A 13,807-nucleotide genomic window follows, 5' to 3' on the forward strand; every position below is an offset into this window, starting at 1 on the left:
TATGGCGGTTGGCTTCGTTTATATGGGCAAACATTACGTTCAATGAGCTTAATATTTGGTGTTATTCGTTCGCCAATGAGTAATGAAAGACGGTTTCTTCACGGACAGTTTTATCAGTGGGCAGTTAACGTACTAGTGAAGGGATCATAAGTGTAGAGTGGATATTAGCGATTAGTTTGAGGAAGATTAGTTTAAGAAATATAGTTTTATTGAAGAAAGCACCGCGTCAACGAAAATAATATCCCGCCCTGCCTTATCCATTTAAACGTTATCTTATATAAAAAACCGATCCCTTAAAGATCGGTTTTTTTATTTGCGCATTATAATTTAGAAAAGTCTAAGGTAATATGCGCAGCTTCAATTAACAATGCATCTAATATTTCAAAATCTTCAGGAATATCATCAAGACTTTTAACTTGCTTTAAGCCTGCACGTTTTAATCGTTCATTGGTGCGCAATAAGGTTTTATTTTCATTTTCATCACGCTTTTTAATACGTACTTTTTCATCTAACGATATTGTTTTCTTGTTTTTTTCTATTTGATACTGCTTAATATCGTCTGCAATATAAGTGAATTCGATTTCTGTTTTAATACGCTGTTGATATTCACTTTTAAGTTGCGTGATTTTTTTCGTTAACGGCCCTAACGATTTGTAATGGGCAGCGCGAATATTATCCCAAGGTAACGCATTTTCTTCTAAGCTTTCACCGGTATCTTCCGGTGCAACGGCGCTTGGGAATGAGATATCGGGAGTAACCCCTTTATTTTGTGTGCTTCCGCCATTGATACGATAAAATTTTGCAATTGTATATTGCACCGAGCCAATAACGTCAGCATCTTGGTCATAAAAACGGGCAATGCGTCTGTGTTGTTGCACTGTGCCTTTACCAAAGCTTTGTTCACCTAGAATAATTGCGCGATCATAATCTTGTAAGGCGGCTGCAAAAATTTCAGAGGCTGACGCACTGTAACGATTTATCAAAATCGTTAACGGACCGTCATAACTGATTTTAGGATTTTTATCTTTATGTACAAATATTTCATTGCGACTATCGCGCACTTGTACAACAGGGCCAGTTTTAATAAATAGTCCGGTTAATAAGGTCGCTTCGCTTAATGCGCCACCGCCATTATTACGTAAATCGATGACGATGCCTTCGACATTTTTAGCTTTAAGTTTTTCTAATTCTTTATCGACATCAATGCTTAAGTTCATATAGAAGCTAGGAATACTGATCACACCGATATTTTTACCGTCAATAACTTCAATGCTCGATTTTGCTTCACGCTCTTCAAGATGAATCTTTTCGCGCACCAACTCAATGATACGATTTTTATCACCCGATTTACTTGCCAAGATCTCCAATAAAACTTTGGTGCCTTTTGGGCCTTTTATCAAATCGACAATATCATCAAGACGCCAACCAATCACATCAATCATGGCTGCACCATCTTGACCCACACTGATTATTTTATCATCTTTAAATATTTTTTTAGAACGATCCGCAGGTCCACCCGGCACTAAGCTACGGATAATAGTGTAATCATCTTGTAATTGTAATACAGCACCAATTCCCTCAAGAGAAAGGTTCATGTCCATATTAAAACGTTCGGCATTACGGGGAGATAGGTAACTAGTATGAGGCTCTATAGCGTGTGAATAGGCATTCATGAAACTTTGAAAAATATCTTCACTTTCGGTTTGCGAAAGGTGTTTAATGGCCATTTGATAACGTTTAGCGAGGGTCTTTTTGATCTCCTTCCACGTTTTATCGCTGAGTTTCAGCGTTAAAGCATCGTATTTTACTTTGTCTTGCCACAGTCGATCTAGGGTTGCTTTATCTTTCGCCCAAGGTGACTCAGTGCGATCAAATTGATACTTTTGATCGCTGTTAAACTGCATTTCGGTATCAAGTAACGTTAAGGCATAACTAAAGCGTTCATAACGGCGCTGTAAGTTTAATTGAAATATTTTATAAACATCATCTAATTGGCCCGTTTTCAAATTATCATCTAAAACATCTTGATACTTTTTGAGCGCATCAATATCGCCTTGAATGAAAAATTGTCGATTAAAATCTAACATTTTAATATAACGCGTAAAGACTTTTTCCGATAACGCATCATCCAACGGGATATATTTATAATGTGAGCGACTATAAAGGTCGCTCACTCTCTTCGCCACTTTACCATGTTGAGCTTGTTGCTCTAAATGGGGTATGTCTTTAAGCGCTATATTAGCTGGAATGCAAAAGGCACTGCCTACATATAACGAACCAATTAAACAAAAACTATGACGAAAAGTATATTTCATTAACGATCCTTTATTCGACGATCAAATGTTTAGCTTGCACTTTCACAACCATGCCTGAGTTTAATTGAACTTGAACGTCATCTTTCATCACTTCAATTACAGTGCCAGAAACAGGCACTTTACCTAACAATACTTTAACGACCTGTTGTACCGATAGCTCTGCATGTGTAGCAGGTTTGTAATTGCTCAAATCTTCAACAACTTCTTTTTTCACGGGGGCTGTTTTACGTTTTGGCACATGCACTTTTTTAGGTGCGCGTTTTTCGTTTTCTGTATTCGTTGTTTTTTTCTTGTTAGCAAAAACTTTATCTTTGCTTTCTTTTAACGTTTTAAGGGCGTGTTGTGCGTGCTCAAGAGACACGTCATCGCCTTCTACGCCGTCAAGATCAACACGTTTTACCGCTTCTTTAACGCAATGCAAGTAGCGCCAGCTTAATGTGTATTGGCGTAAAGCACCACGAAGCTGCGTTTTACTAACCCGAGATTCATCTTCTAAACGCGCGACAAGTTCTTGGAAAATTCCAATTTTTAATGGTTTAGCTGGCGTACTACCGGCCGTGAAACATAAAGGGAATTTCTCGGTGATAAAATTGATTATCTGTTTGTTGTTAGTAAATTTTTCTGTGTTTTCCATGGAGAACCTAATTAGTGATAACAATAAATGATGTTGTGCTCTAAATAACCGAAGTTGTTATTTTGACCATCATAATATAAAAATATTTTAATATTATAGTGATGCACTCAAGAAATGTGAAACTTAATTTGTTATTCTTTGCTATTTTTTAAATAGTTGCTTAAAAAACAGTCAACGTAAACAAATAAACAACACTATCGTTCTTTTATAAAATCGCGTAAACTTCAGCCCCGCTATTACGCGCCTGAACTTCCTGATTTAATTTCAAAAGAGAAATTTTATGAAACCAGAACTACTTTCCCCTGCCGGTACCCTTAAAAACATGCGTTATGCCTTTGCATATGGTGCAGATGCCGTTTATGCAGGCCAGCCACGCTACTCTTTACGCGTGCGTAATAATGAATTCAATTTAGAAAAATTGAAAATTGGTATTGATGAAGCGCATGCGCAAGGAAAGCATTTATTTGTGGTGTGTAATATTCAACCACATAATTCCAAATTAAAAACCTTTATTCGTGATATGACGCCAGTGATCGCGCTAAAACCGGATGCTTTGATCATGTCTGATCCGGGTTTGATCATGATGGTACGTGAAGCCTTCCCTGACATGACTATCCATTTAAGTGTCCAAGCCAATGCGGTCAATTGGGCAAGCGTTAAGTTTTGGGAAAGCCAAGGCATTAAACGCGTCATTTTATCACGTGAATTATCGTTAGACGAAATCGAAGATATTCGTCAACATTGTCCGGATATTGAGATTGAAGTTTTCGTACACGGTGCGTTGTGTATGGCATATTCTGGGCGTTGCCTATTATCGGGCTATATTAATAAGCGTGACCCTAATCAAGGGACTTGTACTAATTCATGCCGCTGGAAATATAATGCACATGAAGCCAAAGAAAATGAAACGGGTGATATCGTCGCTATTCAAGGTGTCGCGCCAACATTAGGCTTAGGTCAACCGACGGATAAAATATTCTTATTGCAAGAAGAAGGCCGTCCTAACGAATATATGCCTGCGTTTGAAGATGAGCACGGCACATATATCATGAACTCAAAAGACTTACGTGCTATCCAGCATGTTGAGCGCTTACTCGAAATTGGGGTTAACTCCTTTAAAATCGAAGGTCGTACCAAAAGTTTTTATTATTGTGCACGTACTGCGCAAGTTTATCGTAAAGCGATGGATGATGCGATTGCAGGCCGACCTTTTGATCCTAAATTAATGGGTACGCTTGAAAACTTAGCGCATCGCGGTTACACCGAAGGCTTCTTAAGTCGCCATACGCATGATAAATATCAAAACTATGATTATGGTTACTCTATCAGCGACACCCAACAGTTTGTGGGTGAAATGACAGGACGCCTTGCAAATGGTCTGGCCGAAGTGACGGTTAAAAACAAGTTTTTAGTCGGTGATACGTTAGAATTGATGACCCCACAAGGTAATATTAATTTTAAACTTGAAGAGTTACATAACCGCAAAGGTGAACTTGTTGATGTCGCGCCGGGATCGGGGCATGTACTTTATATCCCTGTACCTCAAGAAATTGACTTAAGCCACGCATTATTAATGCGCAATTTAAGTCCAGGCAGTAATACTCGCAACCCACACAAAAAATAATATGGCCTTATTAATCAAAGACAACTGCATTAATTGTGATATGTGCGATCCGGAATGTCCGAATGAAGCTATCACTTTTGGTGACGAAATTTATGAAATAAATGCAGCGTTATGCACAGAGTGCGTTGGTTTTTATGAAAAACCAACGTGTATTGCCGTATGCCCTATCAATTGTATTATTATTGACCCAGAGCATATTGAGAGTGCAGACGAATTATTAGATAAATTTGCACAATTACATGTTTAATAAAGGCTATTAATGGCAACACAGGCAAAATTTATACAAGGATCCATATTAAAGCATGTCATCACCATGACCAGTACTAATGCGATTGGTTTAAGTGCCTTGTTTATGGTTGATCTGATCAATATCTTTTTTATCAGCTCACTTGGAAATTCTGCCTTTACCGCTGCCATCGGTTACGCCAGCGCGTTATTATTTTTTAGTACCTCTTTAAGTATTGGTTTAGTAACGGTCAATAGCGCCATTATTTCAAAATTGATTGGCCAGCATAAATATCAACAAGCACGTCAATCTGTGAGTCACCTAAGCATTTACGCGTTAATCTTAAGTGCCTCAATCAGTTTACTTATTTGGCTTTTAGCGCCTACATTATTAGCCTTAATTGGCGCCCGCGGTGAAGAATTACATCGCGCTACACAATACATTCGCATCATTATTCCTTCTTTACCTATTTTAGCGTTAGCCATGCAAATGGGCGCGACGTTGCGCAGCCTAGGTAATGCTAAGCATGCGATGTACGTGACGCTTGGCGGTGGGCTCATTAATGCATTATTAGATCCTATCTTTATTTTTGTATTACACCTTGACTTGCGGGGCGCTGCCATCGCAACAGTGATTGCGCGCATTGCCACTTTAACCTTAGGGCTGTATTTTTTAATCAAAAAATACGACATGCTTGCCATGCCACATTGGGGCCGTTTCAAAAAAGAGATCAAACGTATTACCGCGATTGCACTGCCGGCGATGCTAACCCAAATTGCTACGCCATTAGGTAATATTTATGTGACTTACGAGGTCGCACACTTTGGCAGTAAATATGTAGCGGGTTGGGCAATCATTGGCCGTTTGATCCCCGTGGCGTTTAGTCTTTTATTTGCATTATCAGGCGCCATCGGCCCCATTATTGGTCAAAATTTTGGAGCGGGTAACTTTTTGCGAGTACGCGAAACGTTCACCCAATCCTTACGTTTGACGGTTGCCTACACCGCTTGTGTTGCTATACTTCTCGCCTTAGGCCAAGAAACCATTATTCGCGTTTTTCATGCGCAAAATGAAAGTGCAGAAATCATTCAAATCTTCTGCCAATATATTGGTATTACCTTTGTTTTTACAGGGTTTACCTTTGTTTGCATGGCTTTTTTAAATAACTTAGGTTATGCAAAATATGCCACGTTACTTAATGTGGGTAAAATGACCTTAGGCACAGTGCCTTTTGTCTCTTTAGGTGCTTTTTATTTTAATGCACCGGGTATACTCTATGGGCAAGCACTTGGTAGTATTATATTTGGTTTGTTAGCCTTATGCTTAACCTATACAATACTCAATTTAAGTGAACGAAAAACAAAGGGTATACACTAAATATGCCTCTGCGCACGGATGTGTCGCGATCTTGTTATTTAGCAAAATCTTCACTGTGTTTTTTACAATGGTCTTTATAAATGGAAACTAATCTCATGCGCATACTGCTTGTTTTTATTGCGTCTCTTTCTCTAAGCGCTTGTTATGAAAGCGGATCAGAGCAAAAAGATAGTTTAATATATTGCCCTGAAAATGCCCCGCTCTCTTTTAATCCACAGATAAATCATGATATTGCGACGCTCGATGCCAGTACCTATCAACTTTATAATCGTTTAATTAAAATCGATCCGATAAACCGCCGTTTTGTCGCTGATTTAGCAACAACATGGTCTTTAAGTGCTGACAAACTGACCTATACCTTTCATTTACGAAAAAAAGTACCGTTTCATCACAATGACGACTTTACGCCAAGTCGGTTTTTTAATGCGGATGATGTGTTGTTTAGCTTTAAACGTTTATTAGATGAAAGTGCACCCTATTATACGGTTAACCGCATGTTTTCTGATGATAGCTTTACCCAACCTTTACGCCATTTATTATACGATGTGCAAAAAGTAGATAAGCATACCGTCAAATTTATTTTAAAAAGACCCAATGTCACCTTGCTGGCAAATCTAGCGGCCTCTTATAGTGTGATTTTATCTGCACAATATGCGCAGCATCTCAGCGCGATAAATCAACAAGAGCGTATCGATCATTATCCGATCGGTACTGGTCCTTATCAATTTAAGAGTGCCACCCGAGATATTCAGCGCTATAGCGCTTTTAGTCGCTATTGGGGCGAAAAAGCCAGCATAAAAAACTTAATATATGAAGTGACGCCAAATCCGACCAAACGTTATACTAAGTTGTTATCGGGTGAATGTGATGTCATCACTTACCCCGCGCCAAGTCAATTAAAGACAATAAGTGCCAATAGAAACATCATTTTAAGCAGTCAGCCTACCGACAATCTTATTTATTTGGCATTTAATAGCCAGAAAATGCCTTTCAAAGAAAAACGTGTACGCCAAGCGATAAGCATGGCCATTGATAGAGAAACATTGGTTAATGCCCTGTTTTTTCAAAGTGCTACCTTGACCAATAGTTTGCTATCTGATCATTCATGGGCATTTGATCCGCGCGTCAGCGATATTGAGTTTAATTCTAAAAAAAGCCTACAAGCGTTACAACAAACCGATTTTGACTTCTCTAAAAAGTTGATCATATTAAGCGCGCGCAATGATGTTGCTTTTAGTCCTAACTTCCATAAGACCGCCGAGCTAGTGCAGGCTAATTTAGCGGAAATAGGCATTGAGAGTGAGATAATTTCACTTCCGAAGAGCGAACTAAAACCACGCCTTATCCGTGGCGATTATGATCTTTACCTCAGTGGTATCAATATACAAAGTAATGATCCCGATAGCTTATTTAGGCCCTTGCTCAGTTGTAGTAGCGGTATCTCAGAGGGTAACAGTAGCCATTGGTGCTCCAATAAAACAGAAAAATTAATCAACAAGGCGCGCTTACAAAGTCGTTTTACAAGGCGTATTCAAAGCTATTATCAACTGCAAGCGTTGATCCAAACGATGCGTCCTTACTTACCTATCGCCCATGTTTACCGCATGGATGCTTTTAAACTTAATATTAAAGGGCTACATGTAGATCCTTTGGCTGGCATTGATTTTCAACATGTCACTAAAATAGAAGAGCCGTAATATGTTTATTTATCTTTTACGCAGGTTAAACCTTATCGTGATCACGGCCTTTATTTTAACCGTGCTAACCTTCATTCTCGAGCACTGGCATAATGGTGCGTTGATGACGCAAAGCAACTATTTTGTTTCTTACTATCAATATATTGGTACGCTTATCGAGGGAAATTGGGGCTATTCCAATATGGATCAGTTACCCATTTTAGAGAAAGGTTTGGTGGCGTTTGCATCCACATTAGAGCTGTGTTTTTTAGCGTTTTTGAGCGCCAGTATTATTGCGATCCCATTAGGGATTTTAGCCGGGCTAGATCGTAACAGCCGTCTCGATTACATCATTATGAGTATTGTTTTGATAACCCTCGCGTTACCTGTTTTTTGGGTATCGATTGTGATGACAATGCTTCCTCATGCCATCGGCTTAAATTTACCCATTGATGGCAATATCAGCCCTATTTATGAAGTGCCCACACTGACAGGCTTTCTCCTTATCGATAGTCTTTTAAGTGCACAAACTTATCGCTTAGATGCTTTTTTTGATCATCTCGCACATTTAACCTTACCTGCAACGGTACTTTCTCTGTTTTTGATCACAGAAATCATTCGCTTAACGCGTCATTCTATTACTATGGTCATGCAAAAAAATTACATTAAATCCGCAAAAGCAAAAGGTTTAAGTCGTCTCAGTATTATTTTTAGGCATGTATTACAAAATGCCCTGCCTTCGATAATTCATCAATTATGGGTGCAAATAAGTACCATTATATCCTTTGCGATGGCCATTGAGATTGTCTTCTCTTTACCGGGTGCGGGAACGTGGTTATATAGAAGTATTAATCATGCAGATTACATTGCACTGCCCACTGCCATCTTAATTATTTCGGGATTTATTTTAATATCGAGTATCTTAGTCGATATCTTTCTAATGCTTATCTCACCGATTAAAAGAGAAACTTTATATGTTAGAAAATGATGAATTCGATGAACAAAAGATCCAATCGCCTTTACAATATATTTGGAGTATTTTTAAAGGTAAAAGCAGTGCTGTTATGGCGCTATGGGGGATCGTAATTTTACTTTTGGTAACGCTTTTAGCCGGTAATATTGCCCCTCACATTCCCTCTACACTCAACAGCGAATATTTATTGTTGCCCCCTTATTGGTTTGAAGGTGGGAGCACTGCGCATATATTAGGTACGGACGACTTAGGCCGAGACACCTTGGCTCGCCTTTTACAAGGGACGCAATTAACCTTAGGTGGTGCCTTATTAATTAGTGCATGTATCTTTATGTTAGGCACCCTCATTGGCGCAAGTGCAGCGCTGAGTAAAGGTTTAAAATCAAGCGTGTTATTACACCTTTTAGATGCCTTATTAACTTTGCCGACACTGTTGATGGCCTTGATTTTAATTGTGCTTTTTGGTGCCAGTTACAGTAACTGCTTATTGGCGGTATTACTGTCATTATTACCGCAGTTTATTCGGGGTATTTATCTGTGCATTGAGATTGAATTAAATAAACAATATATTATTGCCCTGCGCATGGACGGCGCGACTAATTTTCGTTTATTACGTTATGGTATCTTCCCAAATATATTAGAGCCCTTAACGACGATCAGCATTCGTATTTTTACCATGGCAGTACTTGAGATATCAACCTTAGGCTTCTTAGGCTTTGGGACGCAATTACCCAATGTAGAATTAGGCTCTCTTATCGCGGGCAGTCTTGATTTAATCTATTTAGCGCCCGCACTGGTGTTATTTCCGGGGATAACCATTTTTATTATCATTCTCGTTTTTAATGTTTTTGCAGAAGGCGTACGCCACTCTATTTTAGAAGGTGAAGAATAATGGCGTTACTTGATATTCGTAATCTGAGCATCGACATATCGACGGCACAAGGCAAGGTCCGTGTTATTGATAAATTTTCACTGACCATAGTAGATGGCTCCATTCATGCGCTTATTGGTGAGTCAGGATCGGGTAAAACCCTTATCGCAAAAGCGATATTGGGTTTGCATAATGATAGCTGGACGGTGACGGCAGATCGCCTGTTTTTAGGTAAAATAGATTTAACCAAACTTTCAAACCGAGAGCGACGTAAGATCATGGGTGAAGATATTGCAATGATCTTTCAGCATCCGCGCTCATACTTAGATCCCAGTAAAAAAATATTGATCCAAATGAAAGAAATTTTAACCGGGATCTCTTTAAAAAATAAATTTTTTGATCTTTTCAAATCCCGTAAAAAACAATCGAGCATGCCCCGCATTAAAGAATTATTGCATCGCGTAGGGATCCAAAATGATACCGAAATATTAAATAGCTATCCGCATGATTTATCCGAGGGTGTCTGTCAAAAACTCATGATAGCGATGGCCATTGCCAACAACCCACGCTTGCTCATTGCAGATGAGCCGGTCACCGCGATGGAGTCTGTCACCCAATCACAAATTTTGCGTTTGCTCTATAAACTCAATCAACTCAATAACACCACTATTTTACTGATGAGTAATAATTTTTCACACATCGGTGATTTTGCAGACTATATCTCTTTGATCTACTGTGGGCAGATGGTTGAATCTGGCAGTTATAAGCAAATAATCAGTACGGCAATGCATCCCTATACCGAAGCGATGATAAAAACGGTGCTCCATTTTGAAGAAGGCTTGAATCACAAGAGTCTCTTATATACGTTACCGGGCAATATCCCCTCTTCGAACCAATTACCAATTGGTTGTCGTTTAGGACCAAGGTGCCCTCGTGCGCAAAGAGAATGCGTACAAAAACCGCGAAGTTCACACTTTAAAGGACATATCGTTCGTTGCCACTTTCCGACTTTAAATGAAAATAAGAGTAAGAATGACAATACTTCTCCAAGTTAAAGATTTATGTAAAAACTACCGACGTAGCGCCGGTTTTTTTAGATCAACGATCCATAATGCTTATGGCCCCCTTAATTTCACCCTCGAAAAAGGTGAGACTTTATCTTTGGTTGGAGAGAGTGGATCAGGGAAAAGCTCTTTGGTTAAAAGTATTGCAGGCCTGAGAGCCCAAAGCTCTGGTGAAATTTATCTACATGGTCAGTCTCTCGAGGATATTTCACAGCAACAGCGCTGTCAGTCTATCCGCATGATTTTTCAAGATCCCAGTGACTCTTTGAACCCTAAGGCGACTATCCGCCGAATTTTAGGTGCACCACTGGAATTAAACAGTGATTTAAGTATGGCGGATCGCGATCAGCAGTTACAAGAAACATTGGATCTCGTCGGCTTACAAACAACTTACTTAGATTTCTATCCCAATATGTTATCCGCAATGCAGCAACATCAAGTCGCTATTGCCAGAGCGATGATTTTAAATCCGGATATTGTGGTTGCTGATGAAATTTTTGCAACGCTTGATATTTCATTGCGTTTTAAAATTGTTAATTTATTGCTGGATATCCAACGTAAAAAAGGCCTCAGTTACATCTTTGTGGCTCATAATATGAATTTAGTGCGTCATATGAGTGATCGCGTTATTGTGATGCATAAAGGTAAAATTATTGAAAATAATAGCAGTGAAGCCATCTTTAATGATCCACAAAATAGCATCACAAAATTCTTATTACAAAGCCATGCACCTGATTATAAAAAGTAATGATAAGTCTGCCATATCCCCTTGCGACCTCACTAAAATAATACGTCACGTGACAGACGCGAAAAGAAGAGGCATCAAAAGGGTAAACCAAATTGAAGTGTCATGACTCTAGACTCTCAGGCTAAGTCCTACTCGCTTTGCTTGTGTGGTGCTTTTGTTGTTAGAATGTCGTTTTTTATCAGCAGCAGGTACGCATGTCCGATTTACTTTCTCCAAAGCAAACATTCACCATTAAAAAGTTAAATAAAAATTTACGCCATTTATGCGGACAAGCTATCCGCGATCATAATATGATTGAAGATGGTGATAGAATAATGGTGTGCCTGTCAGGCGGGAAAGATAGCTTTACCATGCTCGATATTTTATTAGAACTGCGAGCTGCAGCGCCTATCAACTTTGATATTATTGCCATTAATTTAGATCAAAAACAGCCGGGGTTTCCCGAGCATGTATTACCTCAATACTTAACAGCATTAGGCGTTGAATATAGAATTATCGAAGAAAACACTTATGCGATTGTAAAAGAAAAAATAGAAGAAGGTAAAACGACCTGTAGTCTTTGTTCGCGTTTACGCCGTGGTATTCTTTATCGCACCGCCAAAGAAGTTGGCGCGACTAAAATTGCATTGGGTCATCACCGTGATGATATGTTAGCCACCATGATGCTCAATATGTTTTTTAATGGTAAGTTAAAATCAATGCCTCCTAAATTAGTTTCAGATAATGGCGAGCACGTGATCATTCGCCCCTTGGCTTATTGTAAAGAAAAAGAAATTGAAGCCTACGCCCGCCTTAAAAAATACCCTATTATTCCTTGTAACCTTTGTGGCTCACAGCCGAACCTGCAGCGCCAAGTCGTCAAAGAAATGTTAAACGACTGGGATGAAAAATATCAAGGCCGTTTAGAGTCGATGTTTACTGCCATGCAAAATGTGGTGCCGTCGCACCTTGCCGATAAAAACTTATTTGATTTTAAATCCATTAATAAGCAGTCAGGTGTGATAAATGGGGGCGATATTGGTTTTGATAAAGAAGAGTTTCAAGCAGGTAGCCCCCAAGAAACGGCGATAGCAACGCAATTTTATCAACAACAAGGCGCATTCGAAATTAAAGCGCTCGATTAGGTTTGTTTTAGATCATTATATTTGGCTTTTATGTAATTTTATTACATAAAAGCCAAAAAAAGGATGGGTTTCGACTCAGAGTCATTTATAATCAACGCAGTATTTTATTAAACATTAATGGAGAACACCATGAGAACACCACTTGTAATGGGTAACTGGAAATTAAACGGAACAAAAGCATCTGTAAAAAGCCTTATCGAAGGTCTTGAAGCTGCGGCTGATGCTGCAACAAATGTTGAAGTTGCTGTTTGTCCTCCCGCTATTTTTATGGAGCAAGTTGCAAATTTAACGGCTAACAACAGCATTAAATTTGGCGCACAAGATGTAAGCACACATATTGACGGTGCCTACACAGGTGAAACATCTCCTGTTATGGTTAAAGAGTTTGGCGCAACATATAGCTTAGTTGGTCACTCTGAGCGTCGTCAATACCACAATGAAACAAATGAAGTTGTTGCTGCTAAATTTGTTGCTATACAAGCACATGGTTTAGTACCTGTTCTTTGTATTGGTGAAACATTAGAAGAGCGCGAAAGCAATGTTACATCACAAGTTGTTGAAACTCAGCTTAAAGCTGTTATCGATGTTGCTGGTATTAATGCATTTGAAAACTGTGTTATTGCATATGAGCCTATCTGGGCAATCGGTACTGGTAAAGTTGCAACGTCTGCACAAGCACAAGAAGTACATGCACATATCCGTAACTGGTTAAAAGCACAAAGTGAAGTTGTTGCAGAAAAAGTACAAATCCTTTACGGCGGTAGTGTTAAAGCTGCATCTGCAAAAGAACTTTTTGCTCAAGCTGATATCGACGGTGGTTTAGTTGGTGGTGCTGCACTTATCATTACAGAATTTGTTGGTATTATCGAAGGCGCTAAATAAGCCTTCCTCTATTCTGTTAAAGGTGCTCATTGAGCACCTTTTTTTTGTAGTTTTTTTACAAAAACACATATTTACCGCCAAAATCTCAACTAGAAATAAAAACAAAAGCATAAAATTATAATAATATAACGCGTTTTGATATTTTTATTCTCCGACCTCTAACTACTTAAATTTATTCTCAAATATCGTCAAATCATCTATGCAAATAGCGTATTTAACGCTACTATCAAATAGGATTATTTTTTTAATAAACGTTTATTAATAACAATAATTCTATTACGATCATCACTGGA

General features: G+C 38.8%; 12 protein-coding genes. 10 read left to right on the plus strand and 2 right to left on the minus strand.

From position 1 onward, the window contains the following. Nucleotides 1-320: 320 nt before the first annotated feature. Together prc and proQ are read right to left on the minus strand one after the other, a co-directional pair. Nucleotides 321-2,315, minus strand: coding sequence for a carboxy terminal-processing peptidase (gene prc, locus PCNPT3_RS06790; protein WP_015465135.1), 1,995 nt, complete (start codon nucleotides 2,313-2,315; stop codon nucleotides 321-323). Between the two features lie 10 nt (nucleotides 2,316-2,325). After that, nucleotides 2,326-2,949: an RNA chaperone ProQ gene (gene proQ / locus PCNPT3_RS06795; RefSeq protein ID WP_015465136.1), complete on the minus strand. Its 624-nt coding sequence runs from the start codon at nucleotides 2,947-2,949 to the stop codon at nucleotides 2,326-2,328. Between the two features lie 280 nt (nucleotides 2,950-3,229). Here proQ and trhP point away from each other — a divergent pair, with 280 nt between their 5' ends. The 10 genes from trhP to tpiA all read left to right on the plus strand — a co-directional run bounded on the left by trhP (nucleotide 3,230) and on the right by tpiA (nucleotide 13,514). Continuing rightward, entirely contained in the window at nucleotides 3,230-4,573 is a 1,344-nt protein-coding gene (gene trhP / locus PCNPT3_RS06800; RefSeq protein WP_015465137.1) for a prephenate-dependent tRNA uridine(34) hydroxylase TrhP, read from the plus strand. A gap of 1 nt (nucleotide 4,574) precedes the next feature. Next, nucleotides 4,575-4,820, plus strand: a complete 246-nt coding sequence (locus PCNPT3_RS06805; RefSeq protein WP_015465138.1) for a YfhL family 4Fe-4S dicluster ferredoxin — start codon at nucleotides 4,575-4,577, stop codon at nucleotides 4,818-4,820. A 12-nt stretch (nucleotides 4,821-4,832) separates the two neighbouring features. Beyond that, nucleotides 4,833-6,176 (plus strand): MATE family efflux transporter, encoded by a 1,344-nt coding sequence (locus PCNPT3_RS06810; protein ID WP_015465139.1) that lies wholly within the window; start codon nucleotides 4,833-4,835, stop codon nucleotides 6,174-6,176. Nucleotides 6,177-6,271: 95 nt separating this feature from the next. After that, nucleotides 6,272-7,873, plus strand: a complete 1,602-nt coding sequence (locus PCNPT3_RS06815) for an ABC transporter substrate-binding protein (protein ID WP_156801510.1) — start codon at nucleotides 6,272-6,274, stop codon at nucleotides 7,871-7,873. Between the two features lies 1 nt (nucleotide 7,874). Continuing rightward, entirely contained in the window at nucleotides 7,875-8,840 is a 966-nt protein-coding gene (locus tag PCNPT3_RS06820; RefSeq protein ID WP_015465141.1) for an ABC transporter permease subunit, read from the plus strand. Beyond that, nucleotides 8,827-9,717, plus strand: coding sequence for an ABC transporter permease subunit (locus tag PCNPT3_RS06825; protein WP_015465142.1), 891 nt, complete (start codon nucleotides 8,827-8,829; stop codon nucleotides 9,715-9,717). The genes PCNPT3_RS06820 and PCNPT3_RS06825 overlap by 14 nt, the downstream gene beginning before the upstream one ends. Beyond that, nucleotides 9,717-10,751, plus strand: a complete 1,035-nt coding sequence (locus tag PCNPT3_RS06830) for an oligopeptide/dipeptide ABC transporter ATP-binding protein (protein ID WP_015465143.1) — start codon at nucleotides 9,717-9,719, stop codon at nucleotides 10,749-10,751. Before PCNPT3_RS06825 ends, PCNPT3_RS06830 begins: the two co-directional genes overlap by 1 nt. Continuing rightward, nucleotides 10,729-11,508: an ATP-binding cassette domain-containing protein gene (locus tag PCNPT3_RS06835; protein WP_015465144.1), complete on the plus strand. Its 780-nt coding sequence runs from the start codon at nucleotides 10,729-10,731 to the stop codon at nucleotides 11,506-11,508. The genes PCNPT3_RS06830 and PCNPT3_RS06835 overlap by 23 nt, the downstream gene beginning before the upstream one ends. A 194-nt stretch (nucleotides 11,509-11,702) precedes the next feature. Next, nucleotides 11,703-12,632, plus strand: coding sequence for a tRNA 2-thiocytidine(32) synthetase TtcA (gene ttcA, locus PCNPT3_RS06840; RefSeq protein WP_015465145.1), 930 nt, complete (start codon nucleotides 11,703-11,705; stop codon nucleotides 12,630-12,632). Between the two features lie 129 nt (nucleotides 12,633-12,761). After that, nucleotides 12,762-13,514 carry a triose-phosphate isomerase gene (gene tpiA, locus PCNPT3_RS06845; RefSeq protein WP_015465146.1) on the plus strand — a complete coding sequence of 251 codons (753 nt, stop codon included), beginning with the start codon at nucleotides 12,762-12,764 and terminating at the stop codon, nucleotides 13,512-13,514. Nucleotides 13,515-13,807 lie beyond the last annotated feature (293 nt).

Source organism: Psychromonas sp. CNPT3, from assembly GCF_000153405.2.
In the GTDB taxonomy this organism is placed as follows: Bacteria; Pseudomonadota; Gammaproteobacteria; order Enterobacterales; family Psychromonadaceae; genus Psychromonas.